Origin of the sequence: Haemophilus sp. SZY H36 (assembly GCF_018829625.1) — a bacterium.
Taxonomy (GTDB): Bacteria; Pseudomonadota; Gammaproteobacteria; order Enterobacterales; family Pasteurellaceae; genus Haemophilus; species Haemophilus haemolyticus_K.
This window is the reverse complement of sequence record NZ_JAHKKA010000001.1, coordinates 734,129-757,720: the sequence shown is the minus strand read 5'-3', so window position 1 is coordinate 757,720 and position 23,592 is coordinate 734,129. Positions and strand designations below refer to the sequence as shown.

Below are 23,592 nucleotides of genomic sequence, written 5' to 3'. Positions count from 1 at the left end.
TCATTAAAAATTATTTTTTATATGCCAAGATTTCGCCCATGCGAACAGGTTCGTTGACGCTTAAATGATCAGCTAAACGGACTTGATTTGCTTGGAATAAATTAATTACTGTCGAACCAAGTTGGAACCAACCCATTTCTTGACCTTTCAATAATTTGACCGCACTTTCGCCTTCATAAGTCCAAGTTTTCACTTCGTTGTGGCGCGGTGGATTAATTACGCCCGCCCAAGTTGTGCCAATACTTGCAGTGATGGTTGCACCGACTAAAATTTGTACCATGGTGCCAAATTCAGTATCAAAAACACAAATCACACGTTCATTACGCGCAAATAAATTTGGTACATGTTGGGCTAAAAATGGGTTTACAGAGAATAAATCACCTGGCACATAAATCATTTTGCGTAGCGTACCATCGCACGGCATATGTACTCGGTGATAATCACGAGGAGAAAGATAAGTAGTGGCAAATTCACCATTTTTAAAGGTTTCCACTAATTCTTTATCTTCTGCCAGTAAGTCTTCTAGGCTGAAAAAATGCCCTTTAGCTTGCAATAAAAGATTATCGTCAATATGACCGCACTCGCTAATGCGTCCGTCTGCGGGTAAACAAAGTGCGGTAGGATTTTGATTAATTGGACGCGCGTTTTCTTTTAACGGACGAATAAAAAATTCATTAAAACTTGCGTAATCAGAAAATTGTTCTTTTTGCGCAATGCTCATATCAATGTTGTATTTTTTCGCAAAAGCTTTAATTACAACATGGGTTAGCACACCCCATTTTTGTTTAGCAAACCAGCCTGCAATTTGAGTTAAATAAATTTGCGGCATGACATATTGAAATGCCACTTTCAAGCGTTGCCAATAAGAATTTGAAGTCATCATTATCTTTCCTTGTTAAAAAAAGAGGCGTGATTATAGCAATTTTTTTTATTCTTCCAACTATTTAAATAATGACAGCTACAGAACAATTATGTTTTAATATCAGCAATTCATTTCCGCCATCAGTATTAAGGTTTAATCTATGTTTAGCGGCTTATTTATTGGAATAGCTTTCGGCATTCTACTTCAACGTACACAATTCTGTTTTGTTTCTGGTTTTCGTCGTTTTTTATTTGAAAAAAACTTCCGTTTTTTTACCGCACTCTTAATTGCTGTCAGTGTGCAATCTATCGGACTTTTTACGCTGGCTGAATTTGAACTCATCAAAATTCCTACATCTCAGTTGCCTGTGCTTGCCAGTATTTTAGGTGGATTATTATTTGGCATTGGTATGGTGTTAAGTAATTGTTGTGGGAGCGGAGCTTGGTTTCGCAGTGCTGAAGGGGCGTTAGGCAGTTTACTTGCTCTGTTTGCTTTTGCGCTCACAATGGCTTCAACACAAACTGGCAGCTTTCGTCAATTCATTGGCGGATTAACCCAACAAACCACACAATGGAATAATATTTATTTAACATTCTCCATTTCTCCTTGGTGGTTGGTTGCGATTTTAATTATCGCCACGCTGATTCTGTTTTCTCGCCGTGAAAAAATTGCTTCCCAAGAAAATCTTTCAAATCTTTCATTTTTTTACCGCACTTTTAAGCGTAGTTGGAATCCTTATTTGGGGGCGTTATTAATCGGTTTGTTGGGTGTTGTCGCTTGGTATTTTAGTGCTAAGGCCGGACGCAATTTTGGCTATGGTATTTCTGTGCCTTCGGCTAATGTGGTGCAATATTTAGTCATCGGTCAGCAACGTTATTTAAACTGGGGAAGTTTGTTTGTGCTTGGGATTCCATTGGGATCATTTTTAATGGCAAAACTTAGTGGTGATTTTAATCTCAGAATGCCTCAGCCAAAAGAAGCCTTACGACGTATTTTAGGAGGCGTTTTAATGGGCTTAGGCGCAGCATTAGCCGGTGGCTGCACAGTGACAAATTCCTTAGTGGCAACCGCCTATTTTTCTTGGCAAGGCTGGCTTGCCACAGGCTTTATTTTATTAGGGTGTTGGATTGGTAATAGATTGTTCGTGAAAAGATAAAAGGAGAAACTCAATGAAATTTAACCGCTCTTTATTAGGTATTGGCATTGTATTTGCACTTGCAGCTTGTGATGACAATCAAGTAAAAACTATTGAAACAAAAGAACTTCTGGATAATTTGAATAATCCGAATTATGTGATTATTGATTCTCGCCAAGATAGTCTTTACAACGGTTTCAAAGATAAAAATACGACGCGTGGTGGACATATTCCTAACGCTGTGCAGTTTTCTTGCTCATGGCTAGATTCCATTGCACCAGATAAATTTGAATCTTTTGCAGCAGGCAAGGGGATTACTAAGGATAAAACCTTGGTATTTTATGATTCTAATCTGGATAATTTAGCTTGCATTAGTGCTGATTTCGCCGCAAAAGGCTATAAAACTCGCGTATTTAATGATTTTATCAGTTACGCTAATGCAGATTATCCATTAGAACATTTTCAAAATTTCCAATATAGCGTTTCTCCGGAATGGATTAATTCTGTGCTGAAAGGCGAAAAACCAGAAACTTACGACAATGATAAATTTGCGATTTTTGAAGTGTCTTGGGGACCGTTAGAAAAATCCCAAGGCTATGTACAACACATTATTGGCGCTTATCATTTTGATACAGATTGGATCGAAAATGGCCCGATTTGGAATTTATCATCGCCGGAAGTGATTGAGCAAAACTTGTTGAAAAATGGTATTACGGCGGATAAAACTATTATTTTGTATTCAGATAATCAATTGGCTGCCTATCGCGTATTTTGGGCTTTAAAATGGGCTGGTGTGAAAGATGTGCGCGTATTAAATGGCAATCTTTCTACTTGGATGGATGCCAATTTACCAACAGAAACCACAGTGAATACACCAATACCTGAAACTCATTTTGGTGCAACAATTCCAGCAAATCCTGCGATTGATATTGAAACGCCGAAGGAAATTATGTTGGCACAACAAAATGGATTAAAACTCATTAGCAACCGTGCTTGGGATGAATATACTGGCAAAGTGAGCGGCTACGATTACATTCCGGGCAAAGGTGAACCGCAAGGAGCAATTTGGGGCTTTGCTGGCACTGATTCTTCCAATATGGCTGATTTTTATGATCCAGATGGCACGTTGCGTAACCCAAATGAAATTTTTGCTTTGTGGAAAACTCAAGGTATCGAAAAAGGTAATAAATTAGCCTTTTATTGTGGTACAGGCTGGCGAGCCGGCGTACCTTGGTTTATGACTCAATTAGCCGGCTGGAAAGATACTTTGATTTATGATGGTGGCTGGAATCAATGGCAAATGGATTCTGTTTATCCTGTACAAAAAGGTGCGCCAAATAATATGACAAAACCGGATTCGAAAAATGATTTTGGTAAAGTGATGAAAAAAGGCAATTCCTGTAAAAGTTAATTGAGTGGGGGAAAATTACGAGTTTTCTTACATAAAAAACGTGATTTCCCTTTGACTATCTTCGCAACAACGGGTAATATTCACGCCCTATGCAAAAGGTAAAACTACCCCTAACCGTTGATCCGGTAAAAGATGCTCAGAGACGGCTTGATTATGTTGGCTATTATGCCGCTAATCAGCTTGAGCGTTTGGCAGAATCAGTGGTAAACGTGCTCAGCGATGCACAGGTAACATTATCGTTTTATATTGATCCACAAAAATTAGTGGTGATGAAAGGTAAAGTACACGTTGATGTCGAATTAGAATGTCAGCGTTGTAACGAACCTTACAAACAAACATTGGAATGTGAGTTTACTTATAGTCCAGTGGCTAATTGGGATCAAGCTGATGTATTGCCGGAAATTTATGAGCCAATCGAGTTCAATGAGTTTGGCGAAATAGATTTAATTGGCACGGTGGAAGATGAGCTAATTTTAGCTTTGCCGCTTGTACCAATGCATTCATCTGAACACTGTGAAGTGTCCGCGCAGGAACAGGTTTTTGGCGAATTGCCTGACGAATTGGCAAAAAAACCGAACCCGTTCGCTGTATTAGCTAATTTAAAGCAAAAGTAAATTAAATTTAGGAGTATGGCCAATGGCTGTTCAACAAAATAAAAAATCTCGTTCACGTCGTGACATGCGTCGTTCACACGATGCGTTAACTACTGCTGCAGTATCAGTGGATAAAGCAAGCGGTGAAACTCACTTACGCCACCACGTAACTGCAGACGGTTACTACCGTGGTCGTAAAGTGATCAATAAGTAATTTTTACTTATAGGTATTCACTTGACTCGTCTAACCTTGGCGTTAGATGTGATGGGCGGGGACATTGGTCCCCGTGTTACTATCTCTACATTTCTTTTAACATCGGAAAATAATCCGGTGTCTCGATTTTTTCCCTTTTTTAATCGCTTATCTTATTGAGTATGAATAGCAGAATTTTATCTACTGGTAGTTATTTACCAAGCTACATCCGCACAAATGCGGAATTGGAAAAAATGGTTGATACATCAGATGAATGGATTGTCACTCGTTCCGGTATTCGTGAACGTCGTATCGCAGCGGCAGATGAAACTGTTGCAACAATGGGATTTGAAGCGGCAAAAAATGCGATCGAAGCTGCTCAAATTAATCCTCAAGATATTGAACTGATTATTGTTGCAACTACAAGTCACTCACATGCTTATCCAAGTGCAGCGTGCCAAGTACAAGGGTTATTAAATATTGATGATGCGATTTCTTTTGATTTGGCAGCAGCTTGTACAGGCTTTGTCTATGCATTGAGCGTGGCAGATCAATTTATTCGTGCCGGCAAGGTGAAAAAAGCCTTAGTGATAGGCTCAGATCTCAATTCTCGTAAATTAGATGAAACTGATCGCAGCACTGTTGTTCTATTTGGTGATGGTGCGGGAGCGGTCATTCTTGAAGCGAGTGAGCAAGAAGGGATTATTTCTACTCATTTGCATGCTTCAGCAGATAAAAATAATGCCCTTGTTTTAGCTCAGCCAGAACGTGGTATAGAAAAATCTGGATATATCGAGATGCAAGGTAACGAAACGTTCAAGTTGGCAGTTCGTGAACTTTCAAATGTGGTGGAAGAAACACTTTTAGCAAATAATTTAGATAAAAAAGATTTAGACTGGCTTGTGCCACACCAAGCAAATTTACGTATTATCACCGCGACAGCTAAAAAATTAGAAATGGATATGTCGCAAGTGGTGGTAACGTTAGATAAATATGCTAACAACAGTGCGGCAACTGTGCCTGTTGCTTTAGATGAGGCTGTTCGAGATGGCCGTATTCAACGTGGGCAGTTATTATTATTAGAAGCCTTTGGCGGTGGTTGGACTTGGGGTTCAGCATTAGTACGCTTCTAATTAATTTGTTAGAATAGGTAAGTAATTTAAAAAGTGCGGTTAATTTTGACCGCACTTTTAGTATTTTGTTGTCAGGTTTCGCCTGATGGCGACCTACTTTCTTTTACACGTGTAAAAGAAAGTAGGCAAAGAAAACACGTCCCAGTTAAATCGCTGTTCTTTGCTTTGTTTCAATTTTCTAAACGGCAATTTGCTGAACTCGCTACGCTCAAACAGACGCAAATTGCCTAAAAATTGAAAGTCGCAAAGGCGATTTATATGGGGCCCCGAATTTATCGGAGCATTATTTAAAAAGTGCGGTTAATTTTGAATTCATTTTAAGAACAAAAAATATTTTGAGTTTTGATCGCACTTTAAATAGGAGAAAGAACAAATTGGGTTCCCTTCTTTTCTACCTTTGTGGAATTGAATTTGTAGGAAATTTTCGTCTGTTTGAGCGTAGCGAGTTCAGAAAATTTCCGTTAAGCAAATTCAATGGAACAAAGGAAATAAGGAAAAGCAGGGGCGCTTTTCTTTTTGCTTACTTTTTCTTTGGCGAGCAAAGAAAAAGTAAGTCGCCATCGGCGAAACCCGATTTTAATTACCGAAGAAGAATTCTTAATTAAAAAACAATAGGACAAAACATAATGAAAAAATTCGCAATGGTCTTCCCAGGCCAAGGCTCCCAAACTGTCGGTATGCTTGCTGATCTTGCAACTGAATATTCAATCGTTACTGAAACATTTAAACAAGCATCTGATGCACTTGGTTATGATTTATGGCATCTTGTTCAACAAGGCCCAGCTGAAGAACTTAATAAAACATGGCAAACTCAGCCCGCACTTTTGGCAGCGTCAGTCGCTATTTATCGCGTATGGCAAGAAAAATTTCCTCAATTAAAACCAGAAGTAATGGCAGGCCATAGCTTAGGTGAGTATTCTGCCTTGGTTTGTGCTGGTGTGTTGGATTTCCAAGATGCGATTAAATTAGTGGAATTGCGCGGAAAATTAATGCAACAGGCTGTGCCTGAAGGCACTGGCGCAATGTATGCGATCATTGGTTTGGATAATGAAGCGATTATTAATGCTTGTAAACAAGCAGAGGAAGGAGAAGTCGTATCTGCTGTGAACTTTAACTCACCAGGCCAAGTCGTTATCGCTGGCGCGAAAGCTGCAGTTGAGCGCGCGGCTGCATTATGTAAAGAAGCAGGCGCAAAACGTGCATTGCCATTAGCAGTGAGCGTACCTTCTCACTGTGCCTTGATGAAACCAGCAGCGGAGCAATTAGCGGTAACACTTGAGAATATTCAAATTAATACACCAACAACATCGGTATTAAATAACGTTGATGTGAAAGCTGACACTGAAGGTGCAGAAATTCGTACCGCACTTGTTCGTCAGTTATATAGCCCAGTTCGTTGGACTGAAACAGTTGAAAAAATGGCGAAAGATGGCGTTCAAGCACTTGTTGAAGTGGGACCTGGTAAAGTATTAAATGGTTTAACCAAACGCATTGTGGGTGATTTACAAGCAATATCTGTAAATGATGTTGCATCATTCAATGCTGTAGAAGAATTTTTAGCGTAAAAGGAAGAAAAAATGCAAGGTAAAATTGCTTTAGTGACAGGGGCTACTCGTGGTATCGGTCGTGCGATTGCAGAAGAACTTAGCTCAAAAGGTGCATTTGTAATTGGTACCGCAACATCTGAAAAAGGTGCAGAGGCGATTTCTGCATATTTAGGGGATAAAGGTAAAGGTTTAGTTTTAAACGTAACGGATAAAGAATCTATTGAAACTTTACTTGAGCAAATTAAAAATGATTTTGGCGATATTGATATTCTCGTGAATAACGCAGGTATTACTCGCGATAATTTATTGATGCGAATGAAAGATGATGAGTGGTTTGATATTATGCAAACTAACTTAACTTCGGTGTATCATCTTTCTAAAGCTATGTTACGTTCAATGATGAAAAAACGTTTTGGTCGCATCATCAATATTGGTTCAGTGGTTGGTTCAATGGGTAATCCAGGACAAGCCAACTATTGTGCGGCAAAAGCGGGTGTGATTGGTTTTTCTAAATCTTTAGCAAAAGAAGTGGCTGCACGTGGTATTACTGTAAATGTGGTTGCACCAGGTTTTATTGCAACGGATATGACAGAAGTGCTTACTGATGAACAAAAAGCAGGTATTTTATCTAATGTTCCAGCAGGTCGTTTAGGTGAAGCCAAAGATATCGCTAAAGCCGTTGCTTTCTTAGCTTCTGATGATGCGGCTTACATTACAGGTACAACGTTGCATGTAAATGGCGGATTGTATCTCAGTTAATTTATTAACAGATTGGTAAGTATGCTAATTTAGGTATCATAAGTATGTAAGTGGATTTGTATAGCGTGTCCCTTTTATGAAATAATTAAAACTCATGATAAAAATACCGCACTCGGCGGTGTTTTTTACTTGAGTCAATATGACTGGTTCACATAACAAATAGCTTACAAAGAAGTTAGTATATCTATTTTTTAAGAGAATGTGGATAAAATATCATCATATTCAATGATTGAAATCTATCCACAAAATTCAATGTTAATCACTTCTACGCAATCTATTGTTCCAGCTTTGAGTTTCCATTTGATATTAAATTCGTACAAACTCATTCCATAAATACGATCACTCGGTTTACCTTGTTGATAGGCTGGGCGCGGATCTTGCTCTAGCACTTGGCGAATGAAACGACTTAAGTGCGGTCGTTTTTCTTCTCGTTTTTTTACCGCACTTTTGGCTTGCTCGGTAAATTCAACTGTCAATTTTGCAGGTGGTTTTTCTTGGGCAAAGCTCGATTGCGCATTTGGTTCACTATCTGCATAGGCAATATAGGGTTTGATATCGAAAATCGGCGTGCCATCCACTAAATCCACTGCACCTAAATGGAGAAAAACGTTACCGTTGATACATTCTACTTGACTTAATTCGACTTTGGATAAACCGAGAGGATTTGGGCGGTGCGTTGCGCGTGAAGCAAACACGCCAACTCGTTGATTACCGCCTAACCGTGGAGGGCGTACGGTGGGTTGCCATTTTCCTTGTTGGATTTGGTCGAACTGAAAAATTAACCAAAGATGGCTGAATTGTTCCAATCCTCGTACTGCTTCAGGCGAATTATAAGGCGGTAAGAGTTCTACAATGCCTACTCCGTCTTCAACTAAATTAGGTTGGCGTGGTACGGAGAATTTCTCTTTATAAGGCGTGTGGATAATGGCGACAGGTGATAGGGTTAAATTATTCATAAATTGGGTGTCTTAGTGTAGAATACTCGACACTATTGTAATCAAAAGTACGGTCAAAAAAAATGACAAATGAAAAATTGAAAATGTGGTGGGAAACGGCTCGACCAAAAACTTTGCCCTTAGCGTTGGCATCGATTTTTACAGGTTCGGCATTAGGTTATTGGGCGAATCCACAAGGTTTTAATGGTCTTGTAATGGCGCTTTGTTTACTCACGACAATTTTATTACAGGTGCTTTCTAATTTTGCCAATGATTATGGGGATCATCAAAAAGGTTCGGATACTGAAGAACGTATTGGGCCATTACGTGGCATTCAAAAAGGCGTCATTTCAGCAAAAGAACTGAAATGGGGATTAATTCTAATGGTGGTGGCCAGTTTTCTTTCAGGAAGTTTTTTGATTGGAATCGCTTATGAAAATCTTTCGGATTTATTAGCTTTCGCTGGGCTTGGCATTTTAGCTATTGTTGCTGCCATTACTTACACTGTTGGTGCAAAACCTTATGGTTATATGGGACTGGGCGATATTTCTGTATTAGTATTTTTTGGTTTGCTTGGCGTTGGCGGCACTTATTATTTGCAAACTCACAGTATTGATAGCCACATTATTTTGCCTGCTATTGGCTCCGGCTTATTGGCAAGTGCGGTATTAAATATCAATAATTTACGCGATATTGAACAGGATGCGAAAGCTGGCAAAAATACCCTAGCTGTTCGTTTAGGTGCATATAAAGGGCGTGTTTACCATTGTATTTTATTAAGTGTGACGGCCTTATGTTATTTAGCATTTGCGGTGGCAACAGCCATTTCTTGGACTAATTATTTATTTCTATTGGCGATGCCGTTGTTAGCTAAACATGCGATCTTTGTTTATCACAGTCAGCAGCCAAGTGAATTGCGTCCAATGTTGGCTCAAATGTCTATGATTTCGTTATTAATCAATATCTTGTTTAGTTTAGGCTTGCTTATCGGCTAAATCGGCATATACTAAAGCAAACAAAATTTCAACAATCGATAGGGGAAAGTTATGTTTATTGATACTTCAGAACTTTGCGATCTTTATGCAGAACAAGTGGATGTAGTGGAGCCAATTTTTTCAAGCTTTGGTGGCGTAAGTAATTTTTACGGTAAAGTCACTACGGTAAAATGCTTTGAAAGTAATGGATTAATTGCTGAAGTATTAGAGGAAAACGGAGAAGGTCGAGTGCTTGTCATTGATGGCGGTGGTGCGGTACGTCGAGGTTTGATTGATGCGGAATTGGCTCAACTTGCTGTTGATAATGGTTGGGAAGGCATTATTGTATATGGTGCAGTACGCCAAATTCAGCAATTAGAAAACCTTGATATTGGTATTCATGCCCTTGCGCCAATTCCAGTCAGTGCAGATGAAAGCAGTGCTGGTGAGAGCGATATTCCGGTGAACTTTGGTGGCGTAACCTTTTTCCCAGAAGATTATATTTACGCAGATCTGACAGGAATTATACTTTCGCAAGAGCCCTTAGATTTGGATGATTCGGACGAATAATTCGAAAGAGCAAAAGTGCGGTGAAAAATAACCGCACTTTTTTTATCAAAATTTATTGCACTTGATCACATTTTTGAATATTACTTGTTGCATGTTAATAACATTCCTTTAACATTATAACTCTTTTGAGTAGTAACCTTCATGGAGAACCTTTATGAGTGAGATAAAATCTTTCAAAAATCACAAAAATGGCATTATTTTTATTTTAGATATAGTGTTGTTTTTTGTGTTATTAAAAGTGCTACCTTATGATCCAAAGGCTAGTGCTGGTTTAGCTTTATTGGCTTTTGTTGCAGTGCTTTGGTTAACTGAGGCATTACATGTTACGGTTACCGCATTATTGGTGCCATTATTGGCGATTGCGCTAGATTTAGTGAGCACCAAACAAGCTTTAGTGGCTTTTGCTGATCCTACAATCTTTTTATTCTTTGGTGGCTTTTCTTTAGCTACAGCCTTGCACATTCAAAAACTTGATAAAATGATTGCTAATAAGATTATGGCGTTAGCGCGCGGTAATTTATTTATTGCCATTATTTATCTCTTTTTGATTACAGCTTTCCTTTCTATGTGGATGAGTAACACGGCAACTGCAGCCATGATGTTACCACTCGCAATGGGGATTTTAAGCCAACTTGATCGTGAGAAAGAACATAATACTTATGTGTTTGTGTTGTTAGGGATTGCTTATAGTGCATCAATTGGTGGTATGGGAACCCTTGTGGGTAGTCCACCGAATGCGATTGTAGCAAGTAACTTACATTTAACTTTTGCAGATTGGTTATGGTACGGTTTACCGATAATGATTATTTTGCTACCACTGATGATTGGTACGCTTTACATTATTTTTAAGCCAAAACTTCATATTAATTTTGAGCAATCTTTTGAAAGCATTGAAATGAATTCAGTGCGTGTATTAACACTTGTTATCTTTGTTGTGATTGCTTTAACTTGGGTATTTAGTGGGCAAATTAATCCGCTGATTTCAGGCCTACTTGGTTTGCAGAAAAATATTGCGAGTTTCGATAGTGTTGTCGCTTTATTAGCGGCTATTGTGATTTGTTCTACGGGCATTGCAAGCTGGAAACAAATTCAAGAAAGTACTGACTGGGGCGTATTAATGCTTTTCGGTGGTGGATTAACATTAAGTGCGGTATTGAAGGATTCTGGAGCAAGTAAAATTTTAGCAGATAGCATTGTCTTTATGATTGAAGGACAACATTTCTATCTTATTGGCTTGTTAGTTGCAGCATTCATTATTTTCTTAACTGAATTTACCTCTAACACAGCAAGTGCGGCACTGCTCGTCCCAATCTTTATTTCTATCGCCCAATCATTGGGTATGCCAGAAATTGGTTTAGCATTAATTATTGGTCTTGGTGCATCTTGTGCCTTCATGCTGCCAGTTGCAACGCCACCAAATGCGATTGTATTTGGTTCTGGTCAAGTAAAACAAAGTGAAATGGTAAAAGCTGGCTTTGTTCTAAATCTAGTATGTATTCTTGTAATTTCAACAATGGGATATTTATTCTGGTTGAATTAATAGCTAAGCTTGGAATTTTAAAAGAAGAAAAGCATGAATAGATGCTTTTCTTTTTTTTATTCAAACCAAATAACACTTGCCATTCGTCCTGTTTGATGATCTCGGCGATAAGAAAAGAAATATTCTTTTTCGTTAAAGGTACAATGTTCTCCACCGTAAATTTTAGTAATACCTAGGTTGTTTAATCGTTGTGTAGCGATTTGGTAAAGATTACCAAGGAATTTTTCTTTTTCTCTCCTATCTGGTTTAAATGCTAGTTTCGCTTTTTGATCTATGGCGATAAATTGCTCTACCACATCGTTTCCTACTTGGAATGCTGTTGGACCGATAGCTGGTCCAAACCATGCCATGATTTCTTCAGGTTTGGCTTGAAAATATTTTATTGTTTCTTCTAATATGCCATCGCATAAGCCTCGCCATCCTGCATGAGTTGCAGCTACTTCATTTCCGCGTTTTGTTGTAAATAATACGGGCAAGCAATCTGCTGTCATAATAGTGCAGACTTGATTGGGTTCATTGGTATAAACAGCATCAGCTTCTAAATTATCGTCCAAATAAGGGAGTTGAATAACGCGTGTACTGTGAGTTTGAGTGAGAAATAAAGGCTCTTGAGGTAAGCTAAATTTTTCTACGAGTAAAGCGCGGTTAATTTTGACCGCACTTTCATCATCGCCGACATGATCGCCAAGATTAAAATCATTAAAAGGTGCAGTACTAACACCGCCTTCACGTGTCGTAGTAAAGGCGTGAATATTATCGGCAACAGGCCAGTTAGGTTGTATGATCCGCATTAATTAATAGTCCAATTCATTTTGGTGTTCTAGATAATCTGTTTTTAATGCGTTGAGCAGTTTCACAAAATCATCTGGTAAAGGCGCATACCATTCCATCATTTCCCCTGTAATTGGGTGTGCGAGGCGTAACATTACGGCATGTAGAGCCTGACGTTTGAAATCACGTAAAACAGACATAAATGCTTCACTAGAATTTTTAGGTGGGCGAGGGCGTCCACCATAAGTTTGATCACCTAATAATGGGTGGGCTATATGTGCCATATGTACACGAATTTGGTGGGTTCGACCTGTTTCTAGCCGCAAGCGTAAGCGAGTGTAATTACGGAAATTTTCCATAATACGATAATGGGTAACGGCAGGTTTTCCCATTGGATGAACAGCCATTAATGTACGTTTGGTTGCATGGCGAGCCATTGGTTGATCTACAGTACCGCCTTTAGTCATTATGCCTGATGCGACCGCCTCATATTCGCGTGTGATTTTTCGTTTTTGTAGATCTCGCACAAGTTTGGTTTGTGCGGGGATCGTTTTAGCTACGACCATTAATCCGGTCGTGTCTTTATCTAGGCGGTGGACAATCCCTGCACGAGGCACTTCTGCGATTGGTGGATAATGATAGAGTAGCGCATTGAGCACAGTTCCATTCGGATTTCCCGCACCTGGATGAACAACAAGATCTTTGGGCTTATTTATAACTATAATATCATCATCTTCATAAACAATATTCAAGGGGATATTTTCAGGTTCAAAACGTGTTTCATCTTCTATATCAACGGTAATTGCTACGTGTTCTCCCCCCAGCACTTTTTCTCGAGGAATATTGACAATTTGATTGTTAAGTTTAACGAGATCTGCTTCAATCCAAGTTTTTAATCTGGATCGAGAGTACTCTGGGAACAATTCTGCAAGCGTTTGGTCTAAGCGTTGTCCTATTTGTTCTGACTGTATTTCAGCTGAAAGAGTTATTAATGGCATAAAAGGCTCTCAAAGTTTTTTTAAAAGTTGGCTTATTGATTAATGTTCTATACAATAGCTAGCAATTGTATCTTATTTATCGGTTTTCGTAAAAATTAAGGAAAAAACAATGCGTAAAATGAAATCTTTAGCTTTATTGGCAATGGCAGCATTGGTAGTTGGGTGTTCAGGCTCAAAAGATGTTGAACAAGCATCGGTGAGTGAACTTTATACGAAAGGTTCAAATGCGTTGCAAGAAGGTGGATATTCAGAAGCTATTCGCTACTTAAAAGCTGCAAATGAGCGCTTCCCTGGCAGCATCTATCAAGAACAAGCAATGATTGATTTGATTTACGCAAATTATAAGTCACAAAACTATACGGATATTGAGACGTTGGGAAATGATTTTATTCGTATGTTCCCTCAAAGCCAAAACCAACCTTATGTGATTTATATGGCAGGTCTTGCATATTTGGCTATGAGCGATAATTTTATTCAAGATTTTTTTGGAATCGATCGCGCAACACGTGAAACGGTTTCTATGCGTAATGCATTTAATTATTTCCAAGGTTTAGTTACGCATTTCCCAAATAGTCCTTATACACAAGATGCGCTTGCTCGTATGGCTTATATTAAAGCGGCCCTTGCTCGCCATGAGCTAGATATTGCGAAGTTTTATGCTAAACGAGATGCTTGGGTAGCTGTGTCAAATCGTGTTGTTGGTATGTTAAAACAATATCCTGATGCGCAAGCAACCTATGAAGGTTTATTCTTAATGAAAGAAGCCTACAATAAGATGGGACTAACTACATTAGAAAATCAAACTCAACAAATTATTGATGCGAATAAAGGTAAATCTTTTGAAGCGGTAGAAAAACCGAAAGAACCTGAATTAACCTTGCCTAAAGTAAAATAAACAATGCAATAAAGCCCGAATCATTTCGGGCTTTATGCTTTTTTCATATCATCCACGATGTGCATTTTTCATAATGCGATCTTTTGTAACTTTCCACTCACGTTCTTTAATGTCATCGCGTTTGTCGTGTTGTTTTTTCCCTTTTGCTAAGCCAATTTTAACTTTTGCCCAAGCACTTTTCCAATAAAGAGATAGCGCCACAATAGTGAATCCATCACGATTAGCTTTACCAAATAGTGAGGCAAGTTCTCGCTTATTGAGTAATAATTTGCGTGTTCGTGTAGGATCGCAAACAATGTGAGTTGAGGCAACATTTAGAGGCTGGATGCTGGCACCAAATAAAAAAGCTTCTCCATTTTTGAAAATTACATAGCTATCACTAATATTTGCCTTGCCTGCACGCATTGATTTTACTTCCCAGCCTTGTAGTTCAAGGCCTGCTTCAATCTCATCTTCAATAAAATAATCGTGTCGTGCTCGTTTATTCAACGCAATAGTATTTGATCCGGGTTTTATTTTTTTCTTTGTCATTGTCTTTCACCTTATCTTGATTTCGGCATTCTATAGGATATCTTTTTTGATAGCAAAAAGATCGTGTAGGTATAGTTTATTAACATTTTGAATGCTCATTGATGGCTAATATAAGGCTATCATAAGATATTTAGCTATTATCTCTCGAAAGAAACAAATCTTAAATTAACAGCTATACAATGAAGGGATAAAATTCTCTTAATTTGATTTTTTCTTGAGTTCATATTGAATTCAAACTAGACTTAACCATCATTTTATTTTATCCATATTGATTATGCGTGTTTCAGATTTTAATTTCGATTTACCTGATGAACTTATTGCTCGCTATCCAAAGGAGGATAGAGCATCTTGCCGTTTATTACATTTGAACGGGGAAAATGGCGCGGTAATTGACCGCACTTTTTCAGATGTATTGGATTTAATTGATGAAGGTGATTTATTGATTTTCAATAATACTCGCGTTATTCCTGCAAGAATGTTTGGACGTAAAGCTAGCGGTGGGAAAATTGAAGTTTTAGTTGAACGCATGTTAGATGAGCATCGTTTCTTAGCACATATTCGTTCATCAAAATCACCAAAAGAAGGGGCTGAATTATTTTTAGGTGAAGATAAATTAGGCGAAGATAATGGAATTAAAGCGGTAATGACAGTGCGTCATGGTGCATTGTTTGAAGTAGAATTAAGTGATAAATCAACCGCTCTTTTAGATGTGTTGCAAGCCATTGGACATATGCCATTGCCGCCTTATATTGATCGTCCCGATGAAGAAGCCGATCAAGAATGTTATCAAACCGTTTATAGTAAAGTACCGGGTGCTGTGGCAGCGCCAACAGCAGGATTACATTTTGATGACCCCTTGCTTGAAAAACTTAAAAAGAAAGGTGTCAATTTTGAATTTGTTACATTGCATGTGGGCGCGGGAACATTTCAGCCAGTTCGTGTCGAGAATATTGAAGATCATGTGATGCATGCAGAATATGTAGAAGTTTCCCAGGAAGTTTGCAATGCAATTATTGCAACAAAGAAAGCGGGTAAACGTGTTATTGCAGTGGGAACTACTTCTGTTCGTTCTATTGAAAGTGCGGCGCTTTCTGCGGAAGAATTTGGCAATCCAGATTTAATTGAGCCTTATTTTTCTGATACCTCTATTTTTATTTATCCTGGTAAAAAATTCCGAATAGTAGATTGTTTAATTACTAATTTCCACTTACCTGAAAGCACATTGATAATGTTAGTTTCAGCTTTTGCTGGTTATAAAAATACCATGAATGCGTATAAGCATGCAGTGCAAGAAAAATATCGTTTCTTTAGTTATGGCGATGCGATGTTTATTAATAAAAATTCTAATGTGAGAGGATTGGAATAAGTTGTTTGACTTGTAATTAGTCAGCACCTACAATAAAGAACAAGAGATGGCGGTAACTATCCCTTGTCGGCATCAACTACTAATAGCCAGTGCTACTTTTCAATAACAGGCAAAGTAGAATAATGATGACCAACTTAATCATAAATTTAGTCATATTTTATCCTTAGTATGATTAACAAACTCAGGATCTACGAAATAGCCCGACAGCGGCAACTGGCGGACTATCTTAGTAGATCCGCCTCTGCTCAAAGAGCATTGGAAATATGATATCACAAAGCCTGTATTTTTTAACAGGCTTTTTTGTTTAAAAAAATCTTCGAACTGTTTATTCGTTGGAGCAAAAATGAAGTATGAATTAGATAAAACAAGCGGCAATGCTCGTCGTGGTCGCTTGGTATTTGAACGTCCACAAGGCACGTTCAGTGTAGAAACCCCTGCATTTATGCCAGTGGGAACTTATGGCACCGTGAAAGGCATGACACCAGAAGAAGTGCGTGCGACGGGTGCAGAAATTTTATTGGGTAACACCTTCCATTTATGGCTTCGACCAGGACAAGAAATCATGCGTAAACACGGTGATTTGCACGATTTTATGCAATGGCATCGCCCGATTTTGACTGACAGTGGTGGCTTTCAAGTATTCAGTTTAGGTAAATTACGTAAAATCACTGAAGAAGGCGTGAAATTCCAAAATCCAATTAACGGTGAGCGCATCTTCCTTTCGCCTGAAAAATCCATGGAAATTCAATATGATTTAGGTTCTGATATCGTGATGATTTTCGATGAATGTACGCCTTATCCAGCTACTTTCGATTATGCGAAAAAATCTATGGAAATGTCTCTTCGTTGGGCAAAACGTAGCCGCGATCGCTTTGATGAATTAGGCAATAAAAATGCGCTATTCGGTATTATCCAAGGCGGCGTATTTGAAGAATTACGTAAAGTCTCATTGGAAGGCTTAGTGAATATCGGCTTTGACGGTTATGCAGTGGGCGGTTTAGCGGTAGGCGAACCAAAAGAAGACATGCACCGCATTTTAGAATACATCTGCCCACAAATCCCGGCTGACAAACCTCGTTATTTAATGGGTGTAGGTAAACCGGAGGACTTAGTAGAAGGAGTACGTCGTGGTATTGATATGTTTGACTGCGTAATGCCAACTCGTAACGCACGTAATGGGCATTTATTCGTGACTGATGGTATTGTTAAAATCCGTAATGCAAAATATCGCGATGATACGAGCCCATTAGATCCTGAATGTGATTGCTATACCTGTAAAAACTACACCAAAGCGTATTTATATCATTTAGATAAATGCGGTGAAATTTTAGGTGCACGCTTAAATACTATTCACAATTTACGCTATTATCAACGTTTAATGGCGGAAATTCGTCAAGCGATTGAAGATGATCGTTTTGATGATTTTGCGGTGGAATTCTATGCTCGCATGGGCAAACCTGTTCCACCATTACAATTAGCAGATAAATCATAATTGATGAAAGTGCGGTAGAAAAATGAAATGTTTTTTGACCGCACTTTTTAACAAAGGAAACCTTATGCAAATTCTTGAACCTCAACAATTCGCCACCTGGAATGAACCTATTGAAATGCTTTATGCCTGTCATAGTAAGGTAAAACGTTTTTGTCGCCAGTTAAGCATTTTACCTGGTTATCTAGAAAAACACGGCTATACTCAGGCTGTATTAAATGATGTTGAGCAGATTTTAACTTATTTCAATAGTGCCGCACCGTTACATCATGAGGATGAAGAATTAGATTTTTTCCCTCAACTACTCAAAGTGGCTCCGCAAGCACAAAGCTCCATTGATGAATTAGAAAAACAGCACGAATATTTGCATGAAAATTGGAATGCATTATCTGCGCAGTTAGAAGAGATTATTTCTGAACAACGTCAAAATATTGATGAACATTTAATTGAACGCTTTATTCAAGGTTATGATCGTCATATTGCGTTAGAAGAACCGCTATTTGAAATGGGGCGTGAATGCTTAAGTGCGGATATTTTGGCTGAAATGGGCAAGAACATGAGTGCTCGTCGTCAAGTTAAAGAATGAAATATCAGCTCAATTTAACCGCACTTCGATGTCCAATTCCTCTTTTAAGTGCCAAAAAAGCCTTAAAAAATTTGGATAAACATGATGAGCTAATGTTGATCTTAAACCTTGAAAGTGCGGTGGAAAATTTTTCTATTTTTGCAGAAGAAAATTCTGTTGCTTTGGTCGAGCAATATTACGCTTCGGAAAAAGAATTTATCGTTATCTTGAAAAAATAAAATTAATCGCCATAACGTAGGATATTGGTGTGGTTCACCTTTCCCAATGAGTCAATTTATGGTATTTTAAGCGCAATTTTTAACTTAAATTAATAAGGAAAACATACAATGGAAGCACAAAACCCGATGTCCACGTTATTTATTTTCGTGATTTTTGGTTTAATTTTTTACTTTATGATTTATCGCCCGCAAGCTAAACGCAATAAAGAACATAAAAAATTGATGTCTGAGCTTGCAAAGGGTACTGAAGTTTTAACTGCTGGTGGTTTAATCGGCAAAATTACTAAAGTAACCGAAGGTAGTGATAGCATCGTGATTGCGTTAAACGACACGACAGAAATTACGATTAATCGTAACTACATTGTGAGCGTTCTTCCTAAAGGTTCATTAAAATCACTTTAAGAGTAACGTTAAATTATTTTCCAGAGCCACGAATTGTGGCTCTGTGCGTTAGAAAAGAAAAGGAAAACTATGTTAAACCGTTATCCATTATGGAAGAATTTGATGGTTATTTTTATTGTGGCCATCGGGATTTTATATTCTCTTCCAAATATTTATGGTGAAGATCCTGCGGTGCAAATTTCCGGTACGCGCGGTCAAGAAGCGAATACTAGCGTGCTTGGACAAGTTCAAGATGTGCTTAAAACCAATAATCTTCCAACCAAATCTGTCGTGCTTGAGAACGGCTCAATTCTAGTTCGTTTCACTAATACCGATGATCAACTCCTCGCTAAAGATAAAATTGCTGAACGTCTTGGCAATAATTACACCACTGCATTAAACCTTGCGCCTGCCACTCCAGCTTGGTTAAGCATGTTTGGTGCTAACCCAATGAAATGGGGATTAGACTTACGTGGTGGGGTTCGTTTTTTGATGGAAGTCGATATGAATGCTGCACTTGTAAAACGCCAAGAGCAATTACAAGACAGTTTACGTAACGAACTTCGTAAAGAAAAAATTCAATATACAGCAATTAAAAATACTGACCATTTTGGTACTTCGGTCACATTGGCTGATGCAAGTCAACGCTCCAAAGCGGAACGTATTATTCATCAGTTGCATCCAACCTTAGATATAACAGAGTTGGATAACGATAGTATCAATTTAGGCCTTTCAACTTCAGCATTAAATGAAGCACGCGACTTAGCCATTGAGCAAAACTTAACGATTTTACGTAAACGTGTTGCTGAATTAGGGGTATCTGAGGCGGTTATTCAACGTCAAGGCGCTGAACGTATTGTAATTGAATTACCAGGTGTTCAAGATACTGCTCGCGCAAAAGAAATTTTAGGGGCAACTGCAACGCTTGAGTTTCGTATTGTCAATCAAAATGTTACGGCCGATGCAATTTCTCGTAATATGTTGCCAGCTGATTCGGAAGTTAAATATGATCGCCAAGGTCATCCTGTCGCATTATTTAAACGCGCGGTATTAGGTGGTGAGCATATTATTAATTCAAGTTCTGGTTTAGATCAGCATTCAAGCACCCCGCAAGTGAGTGTAACCTTGGATGGTGAAGGTGGTGAGATTATGTCTCAAACCACCAAAAAATATTACAAGAAACCAATGGCGACGCTTTATGTTGAATATAAAGATAATGGTAAAAAAGATGAAAATGGTAAAACCATTTTAGAAAAACATGAGGAAGTCATTAATGTGGCGACGATCCAAGGTCGTTTCAGTTCTAATTTCCAAATTACTGGTGTTGATAGTATCGCGGAAGCGCACAATCTTTCTACCTTATTGAAATCTGGTGCATTAATTGCGCCAATTCAAATTGTTGAAGAACGTACAATTGGCCCATCTTTAGGGGCTCAGAATGTGGAACAAGGGATTAATGCGAGCTTTTGGGGACTCATCGCTGTGATTGTCTTTATGCTGTTTTACTACAAAATGTTCGGTATTATCGCAAGTTTTGCTTTGGTCATTAATATTGTGTTGTTAGTTGGTTTAATGTCTATTTTACCTGGTGCGACACTTTCCATGCCAGGGATTGCCGGTATCGTATTAACATTAGGTATGTCGGTGGATGCCAACGTATTGATTTTTGAACGTATTAAAGAAGAAATTCGCAATGGTCGTCCAATTCAACAAGCAATCAATGAAGGTTACAACGGGGCGTTTACTTCTATTTTTGATGCAAATTTAACGACAATTTTAACCGCAATTATCTTGTATGCTGTGGGGACAGGCCCAATTCAAGGATTTGCGATTACGCTTTCACTTGGTGTCGCAATTTCAATGTTTACCGCAATTACAGGAACACGTGCATTAGTTAATGCGCTTTATGGCGGTAAACAACTTAAGAAATTATCAATTTAGGTAGGGAACGATGAAAATTTTTGCAAAAGATAAAGACGGACATTTTATCCGTGAAATCAATGGGATTAAACTCCCGTTCCCATTGACCGAATTTATGAAACTGCGTAAATGGGGCTATGTTTTTTCCGCACTTTTAATGGTCGTTTCGCTATTTTTTATCGTATCAAAAGGCTTTAACTGGGGATTGGATTTTACCGGTGGGGTTGTTTTTGATACCCATTTTTCACAATCTGCAGACTTAGAAAAAATCCGTGGTAAGCTCCATGAAAATGGTATTGAAAGCCCAATTGTGCAGACAACGGGGTCTGTTCAAGATGTCATGATTCGTTTACCAGCTACGGATAATGATTCAGGCATTGGCGATCGTGTAAAAGGAATGCTCCAAGAAGTAGATTCTGGCATTAAGATTCGTAGTGTTGAATTCGTTGGACCAAACGTAGGGGAAGAGTTGGCTCAAGGCGCGGTGTATGCGACATTAGCGACATTAGCGATGATGCTAGTTTATGTAGGCTCTCGCTTTGAATGGCGTTTAGGTTTCGGTGGTATCGCATCCCTTGCGCATGACGTAATTATTACTCTTGGTGTGTTTTCAGCGTTACAAATCGAAATTGATTTAACCTTTGTTGCAGCGATTTTATCTGTTGTGGGTTATTCTATTAACGATAGTATTGTGGTCTTTGACCGTGTGCGTGAAAACTTCAGAAAAATAAGACGTCTAGATACGATTGATATTATTGATGTTTCTTTAACTCAAACTTTATCAAGAACCATCATGACCTCTGCTACAACATTAATTGTTGTTATTGCATTGTTCTTTTTTGGTGGCTCATCAATTCATAACTTCTCTTTAGCATTACTTGTGGGTATTGGATTTGGTACATATTCTTCAATCTTTATTGCAATCGCAATTGCATACGATGTTGGATTACGCCGTGAACATATGATCCCACCTAAAGTAGATAAGGAAATTGATGAATTACCGTGATTTCTTGATAATCAACTAAAAGTAAGCCCCAGACTATAATTGTCTGGGGCTATTTTTTATTTAGATTCTTTGCTTTGAATAGCAGCGAAAATAGCTTCTCTTCGTTTAACAGTAAAATATTATTTTACGCGAGATACGTATTCGCCAGAACGAGTATCGACTTTGATTACTTCACCGATTTGAACGAAAAGAGGTACTTTTACTACTGCACCAGTGCTTAATGTTGCTGGTTTACCGCCAGTACCTGCTGTATCGCCTTTAAGACCCGGGTCTGTATCGACGATTTCTAATTCAACAAAGTTTGGTGGAGTAACAGTAATTGGCGCCCCATTCCATAAAGTCACGATACAATCTGCTTGGTCTAATAACCATTTTTCTGCATCACCTACAGCTTTTGCATCAGCAGAGTATTGTTCAAATGTTTCTGGATGCATGAAGTACCAGAATGCATCGTCTTTGTATGAATAAGTTAAGTTAAGATCCATAACATCAGCAGCTTCAACCGAAGTACCAGATTTGAAGTTTACGTCTAATACTTTGCCTGAAATTAATTTACGAATACGAGTACGGGTGAAAGCTTGACCTTTACCTGGTTTTACGAATTCATTTTCAACGATTACGCAAGGTTCACCGTCTTGCATAAATTTTAGACCTGGTTTGAAATCACTGGTAGTATATGTAGCCATATTTTTAATATCCTAAAAATTAGAGATGGTTTGAAAAGTGCGTATTTTAACCCAAGAACCCGTCATTAGAGAAGAACAAAATTGGCTCACAATTCTAAAAAATGCGATTTCAGATCCTAAATTATTGCTAAAAGCCTTAAATTTACCAGAAGATGATTTTGAGCAATCCATTGCTGCGCGGAAACTTTTTTCGCTTCGCGTACCACAACCTTTCATTGATAAAATAGAAAAAGGTAATCCGCAAGATCCCCTTTTCTTGCAAGTGATGTGTTCTGATCTAGAGTTTGTACAAGCTGAAGGATTTAGTACGGATCCCTTAGAAGAAAAAAATGCCAATGCCGTGCCAAATATTCTTCATAAATATCAAAACCGATTACTCTTTATGGCGAAGGGCGGTTGTGCGGTGAATTGTCGTTATTGCTTCCGCCGACATTTTCCTTACGATGAAAACCCGGGAAATAAAAAAAGCTGGCAGCTGGCCTTGGATTACATTGCGGTGTATCCTGAAATTGAAGAAGTGATTTTTTCAGGCGGTGATCCTTTAATGGCGAAAGATCATGAGTTAGCGTGGTTAATAAAACATTTGGAAAACATACCGCACTTACAACGTTTGCGTATTCACACCCGTTTGCCTGTTGTGATTCCGCAACGAATTACTGATGAATTTTGTACCTTATTAGCAGAAACTCGTTTGCAAACTGTTATGGTGACACACATTAATCACCCCAATGAAATTGATCAAATTTTTGCTCATGCGATGCAAAAATTAAAAGCCGTGAATGTCACGCTTTTGAATCAATCCGTTTTGCTAAAAGGCGTGAATGATGACGCGCAAATTCTAAAAATATTGAGTGATAAACTTTTTCAAACAGGAATTTTGCCTTATTACTTGCATTTGCTAGATAAAGTGCAAGGGGCGAGCCATTTTTTGATTAGCGATATTGAAGCTATGCAAATTTATAAAATCTTGCAATCTCTTACATCTGGCTATCTTGTTCCCAAACTCGCACGAGAAATTGCCGGCGAACCAAATAAGACTTTATACGCGGCATAAGATCCGATAAAATATCGCGTAATTTTTTTGCCGCACTTC

Annotated in this window: 25 protein-coding genes; 19 read left to right on the top strand and 6 right to left on the bottom strand. The window is 38.4% G+C overall.

What is annotated here, in order from left to right; genetic code table 11:
* Window positions 1-10: 10 nt before the first annotated feature.
* Window positions 11-880, bottom strand: a complete 870-nt coding sequence (asd, locus tag KP713_RS03390; RefSeq protein ID WP_032803387.1) for an archaetidylserine decarboxylase — start codon at window positions 878-880, stop codon at window positions 11-13.
* 142 nt (window positions 881-1,022) lie between these two features.
* On the opposite strand from asd, the gene KP713_RS03385 reads away from it, so the two are divergent.
* The 7 genes from KP713_RS03385 (at window position 1,023) to fabG (ending at window position 7,633) form a co-directional block, all read left to right on the top strand.
* A complete protein-coding gene (locus KP713_RS03385) occupies window positions 1,023-2,018 on the top strand; it encodes a YeeE/YedE family protein (protein ID WP_215769860.1) in 996 nt (331 codons plus the stop codon).
* 13 nt (window positions 2,019-2,031) lie between these two features.
* On the top strand, window positions 2,032-3,408 hold the full coding sequence (locus KP713_RS03380; protein ID WP_106013490.1) for a rhodanese-like domain-containing protein: 1,377 nt from the start codon (window positions 2,032-2,034) through the stop codon (window positions 3,406-3,408).
* 89 nt (window positions 3,409-3,497) lie between these two features.
* A complete protein-coding gene (yceD, locus tag KP713_RS03375; protein ID WP_215769859.1) occupies window positions 3,498-4,022 on the top strand; it encodes a 23S rRNA accumulation protein YceD in 525 nt (174 codons plus the stop codon).
* 22 nt (window positions 4,023-4,044) lie between these two features.
* Window positions 4,045-4,215, top strand: coding sequence for a 50S ribosomal protein L32 (gene rpmF, locus KP713_RS03370; RefSeq protein WP_005544470.1), 171 nt, complete (start codon window positions 4,045-4,047; stop codon window positions 4,213-4,215).
* A gap of 161 nt (window positions 4,216-4,376) precedes the next feature.
* The gene (locus KP713_RS03365; protein WP_065264471.1) at window positions 4,377-5,327 is read left to right on the top strand and encodes a beta-ketoacyl-ACP synthase III; all 951 of its coding nucleotides are present in this window, start codon (window positions 4,377-4,379) and stop codon (window positions 5,325-5,327) included.
* Between the two features lie 626 nt (window positions 5,328-5,953).
* A complete protein-coding gene (fabD, locus tag KP713_RS03360; RefSeq protein WP_215769858.1) occupies window positions 5,954-6,892 on the top strand; it encodes an ACP S-malonyltransferase in 939 nt (312 codons plus the stop codon).
* Between the two features lie 12 nt (window positions 6,893-6,904).
* Window positions 6,905-7,633, top strand: a complete 729-nt coding sequence (gene fabG, locus KP713_RS03355; protein ID WP_140527294.1) for a 3-oxoacyl-ACP reductase FabG — start codon at window positions 6,905-6,907, stop codon at window positions 7,631-7,633.
* Between the two features lie 236 nt (window positions 7,634-7,869).
* Here fabG and tsaA read toward each other — a convergent pair whose 3' ends face one another.
* Window positions 7,870-8,589 (bottom strand): tRNA (N6-threonylcarbamoyladenosine(37)-N6)-methyltransferase TrmO, encoded by a 720-nt coding sequence (gene tsaA, locus KP713_RS03350; RefSeq protein WP_140527293.1) that lies wholly within the window; start codon window positions 8,587-8,589, stop codon window positions 7,870-7,872.
* A gap of 62 nt (window positions 8,590-8,651) precedes the next feature.
* Between tsaA and menA the strand changes: the two genes are divergently transcribed.
* The 3 genes from menA to KP713_RS03335 all read left to right on the top strand — a co-directional run bounded on the left by menA (window position 8,652) and on the right by KP713_RS03335 (window position 11,652).
* Entirely contained in the window at window positions 8,652-9,563 is a 912-nt protein-coding gene (gene menA, locus KP713_RS03345; protein ID WP_140527292.1) for a 1,4-dihydroxy-2-naphthoate octaprenyltransferase, read from the top strand.
* A 51-nt stretch (window positions 9,564-9,614) separates the two neighbouring features.
* Window positions 9,615-10,112, top strand: a complete 498-nt coding sequence (rraA, locus tag KP713_RS03340) for a ribonuclease E activity regulator RraA (RefSeq protein WP_106013483.1) — start codon at window positions 9,615-9,617, stop codon at window positions 10,110-10,112.
* Window positions 10,113-10,266: 154 nt separating this feature from the next.
* A complete protein-coding gene (locus KP713_RS03335) occupies window positions 10,267-11,652 on the top strand; it encodes a DASS family sodium-coupled anion symporter (RefSeq protein WP_140527291.1) in 1,386 nt (461 codons plus the stop codon).
* Between the two features lie 56 nt (window positions 11,653-11,708).
* Here KP713_RS03335 and pgeF read toward each other — a convergent pair whose 3' ends face one another.
* Both pgeF and rluD read right to left on the bottom strand, forming a co-directional pair.
* Entirely contained in the window at window positions 11,709-12,443 is a 735-nt protein-coding gene (gene pgeF, locus KP713_RS03330; RefSeq protein WP_140527290.1) for a peptidoglycan editing factor PgeF, read from the bottom strand.
* Between the two features lie 3 nt (window positions 12,444-12,446).
* Window positions 12,447-13,421: a 23S rRNA pseudouridine(1911/1915/1917) synthase RluD gene (gene rluD / locus KP713_RS03325; RefSeq protein ID WP_106013480.1), complete on the bottom strand. Its 975-nt coding sequence runs from the start codon at window positions 13,419-13,421 to the stop codon at window positions 12,447-12,449.
* Window positions 13,422-13,530: 109 nt separating this feature from the next.
* On the opposite strand from rluD, the gene KP713_RS03320 reads away from it, so the two are divergent.
* Window positions 13,531-14,316, top strand: a complete 786-nt coding sequence (locus tag KP713_RS03320) for an outer membrane protein assembly factor BamD (protein ID WP_215769857.1) — start codon at window positions 13,531-13,533, stop codon at window positions 14,314-14,316.
* 48 nt (window positions 14,317-14,364) lie between these two features.
* On the opposite strand, the gene smpB is transcribed toward KP713_RS03320, so the two are convergent.
* Window positions 14,365-14,847 carry an SsrA-binding protein SmpB gene (gene smpB, locus KP713_RS03315; RefSeq protein WP_065250223.1) on the bottom strand — a complete coding sequence of 161 codons (483 nt, stop codon included), beginning with the start codon at window positions 14,845-14,847 and terminating at the stop codon, window positions 14,365-14,367.
* 274 nt (window positions 14,848-15,121) lie between these two features.
* On the opposite strand from smpB, the gene queA reads away from it, so the two are divergent.
* The 7 genes from queA to secF all read left to right on the top strand — a co-directional run bounded on the left by queA (window position 15,122) and on the right by secF (window position 21,813).
* A complete protein-coding gene (gene queA, locus KP713_RS03310) occupies window positions 15,122-16,213 on the top strand; it encodes a tRNA preQ1(34) S-adenosylmethionine ribosyltransferase-isomerase QueA (protein WP_215769856.1) in 1,092 nt (363 codons plus the stop codon).
* A 343-nt stretch (window positions 16,214-16,556) separates the two neighbouring features.
* A complete protein-coding gene (tgt, locus tag KP713_RS03305) occupies window positions 16,557-17,705 on the top strand; it encodes a tRNA guanosine(34) transglycosylase Tgt (protein WP_215769855.1) in 1,149 nt (382 codons plus the stop codon).
* Window positions 17,706-17,769: 64 nt separating this feature from the next.
* Window positions 17,770-18,288 (top strand): hemerythrin domain-containing protein, encoded by a 519-nt coding sequence (locus tag KP713_RS03300; RefSeq protein ID WP_215769854.1) that lies wholly within the window; start codon window positions 17,770-17,772, stop codon window positions 18,286-18,288.
* The gene (locus tag KP713_RS03295; RefSeq protein WP_118868061.1) at window positions 18,285-18,506 is read left to right on the top strand and encodes a sulfurtransferase TusA family protein; all 222 of its coding nucleotides are present in this window, start codon (window positions 18,285-18,287) and stop codon (window positions 18,504-18,506) included. Before KP713_RS03300 ends, KP713_RS03295 begins: the two co-directional genes overlap by 4 nt.
* A 108-nt stretch (window positions 18,507-18,614) precedes the next feature.
* Entirely contained in the window at window positions 18,615-18,908 is a 294-nt protein-coding gene (gene yajC / locus KP713_RS03290; RefSeq protein ID WP_005631054.1) for a preprotein translocase subunit YajC, read from the top strand.
* A gap of 69 nt (window positions 18,909-18,977) precedes the next feature.
* A complete protein-coding gene (gene secD / locus KP713_RS03285; protein WP_215769853.1) occupies window positions 18,978-20,828 on the top strand; it encodes a protein translocase subunit SecD in 1,851 nt (616 codons plus the stop codon).
* Between the two features lie 10 nt (window positions 20,829-20,838).
* Window positions 20,839-21,813: a protein translocase subunit SecF gene (gene secF / locus KP713_RS03280; protein ID WP_215769852.1), complete on the top strand. Its 975-nt coding sequence runs from the start codon at window positions 20,839-20,841 to the stop codon at window positions 21,811-21,813.
* Between the two features lie 119 nt (window positions 21,814-21,932).
* On the opposite strand, the gene efp is transcribed toward secF, so the two are convergent.
* Window positions 21,933-22,499 (bottom strand): elongation factor P, encoded by a 567-nt coding sequence (gene efp / locus KP713_RS03275; protein WP_005635150.1) that lies wholly within the window; start codon window positions 22,497-22,499, stop codon window positions 21,933-21,935.
* A 37-nt stretch (window positions 22,500-22,536) separates the two neighbouring features.
* Between efp and epmB the strand changes: the two genes are divergently transcribed.
* Complete coding sequence (gene epmB, locus KP713_RS03270; protein ID WP_215769851.1) at window positions 22,537-23,553, top strand: EF-P beta-lysylation protein EpmB; 1,017 nt, start codon at window positions 22,537-22,539, stop codon at window positions 23,551-23,553.
* Window positions 23,554-23,592: the final 39 nt, after the last annotated feature.

Excerpts from the sequence above, each read along its gene's own strand:
- asd (WP_032803387.1), bottom strand. The coding sequence starts at position 880 with ATGACTTCAAATTCTTATTGGCAACGCTTGAAAGTGGCATTTCAATAT.
- KP713_RS03385 (WP_215769860.1), top strand. The coding sequence starts at position 1,023 with ATGTTTAGCGGCTTATTTATTGGAATAGCTTTCGGCATTCTACTTCAA.
- KP713_RS03380 (WP_106013490.1), top strand. The coding sequence starts at position 2,032 with ATGAAATTTAACCGCTCTTTATTAGGTATTGGCATTGTATTTGCACTT.
- yceD (WP_215769859.1), top strand. The coding sequence starts at position 3,498 with ATGCAAAAGGTAAAACTACCCCTAACCGTTGATCCGGTAAAAGATGCT.
- rpmF (WP_005544470.1), top strand. The coding sequence starts at position 4,045 with ATGGCTGTTCAACAAAATAAAAAATCTCGTTCACGTCGTGACATGCGT.
- KP713_RS03365 (WP_065264471.1), top strand. The coding sequence starts at position 4,377 with ATGAATAGCAGAATTTTATCTACTGGTAGTTATTTACCAAGCTACATC.
- fabD (WP_215769858.1), top strand. The coding sequence starts at position 5,954 with ATGAAAAAATTCGCAATGGTCTTCCCAGGCCAAGGCTCCCAAACTGTC.
- fabG (WP_140527294.1), top strand. The coding sequence starts at position 6,905 with ATGCAAGGTAAAATTGCTTTAGTGACAGGGGCTACTCGTGGTATCGGT.
- tsaA (WP_140527293.1), bottom strand. The coding sequence starts at position 8,589 with ATGAATAATTTAACCCTATCACCTGTCGCCATTATCCACACGCCTTAT.
- menA (WP_140527292.1), top strand. The coding sequence starts at position 8,652 with ATGACAAATGAAAAATTGAAAATGTGGTGGGAAACGGCTCGACCAAAA.
- rraA (WP_106013483.1), top strand. The coding sequence starts at position 9,615 with ATGTTTATTGATACTTCAGAACTTTGCGATCTTTATGCAGAACAAGTG.
- KP713_RS03335 (WP_140527291.1), top strand. The coding sequence starts at position 10,267 with ATGAGTGAGATAAAATCTTTCAAAAATCACAAAAATGGCATTATTTTT.
- pgeF (WP_140527290.1), bottom strand. The coding sequence starts at position 12,443 with ATGCGGATCATACAACCTAACTGGCCTGTTGCCGATAATATTCACGCC.
- rluD (WP_106013480.1), bottom strand. The coding sequence starts at position 13,421 with ATGCCATTAATAACTCTTTCAGCTGAAATACAGTCAGAACAAATAGGA.
- KP713_RS03320 (WP_215769857.1), top strand. The coding sequence starts at position 13,531 with ATGCGTAAAATGAAATCTTTAGCTTTATTGGCAATGGCAGCATTGGTA.
- smpB (WP_065250223.1), bottom strand. The coding sequence starts at position 14,847 with ATGACAAAGAAAAAAATAAAACCCGGATCAAATACTATTGCGTTGAAT.
- queA (WP_215769856.1), top strand. The coding sequence starts at position 15,122 with ATGCGTGTTTCAGATTTTAATTTCGATTTACCTGATGAACTTATTGCT.
- tgt (WP_215769855.1), top strand. The coding sequence starts at position 16,557 with ATGAAGTATGAATTAGATAAAACAAGCGGCAATGCTCGTCGTGGTCGC.
- KP713_RS03300 (WP_215769854.1), top strand. The coding sequence starts at position 17,770 with ATGCAAATTCTTGAACCTCAACAATTCGCCACCTGGAATGAACCTATT.
- KP713_RS03295 (WP_118868061.1), top strand. The coding sequence starts at position 18,285 with ATGAAATATCAGCTCAATTTAACCGCACTTCGATGTCCAATTCCTCTT.
- yajC (WP_005631054.1), top strand. The coding sequence starts at position 18,615 with ATGGAAGCACAAAACCCGATGTCCACGTTATTTATTTTCGTGATTTTT.
- secD (WP_215769853.1), top strand. The coding sequence starts at position 18,978 with ATGTTAAACCGTTATCCATTATGGAAGAATTTGATGGTTATTTTTATT.
- secF (WP_215769852.1), top strand. The coding sequence starts at position 20,839 with ATGAAAATTTTTGCAAAAGATAAAGACGGACATTTTATCCGTGAAATC.
- efp (WP_005635150.1), bottom strand. The coding sequence starts at position 22,499 with ATGGCTACATATACTACCAGTGATTTCAAACCAGGTCTAAAATTTATG.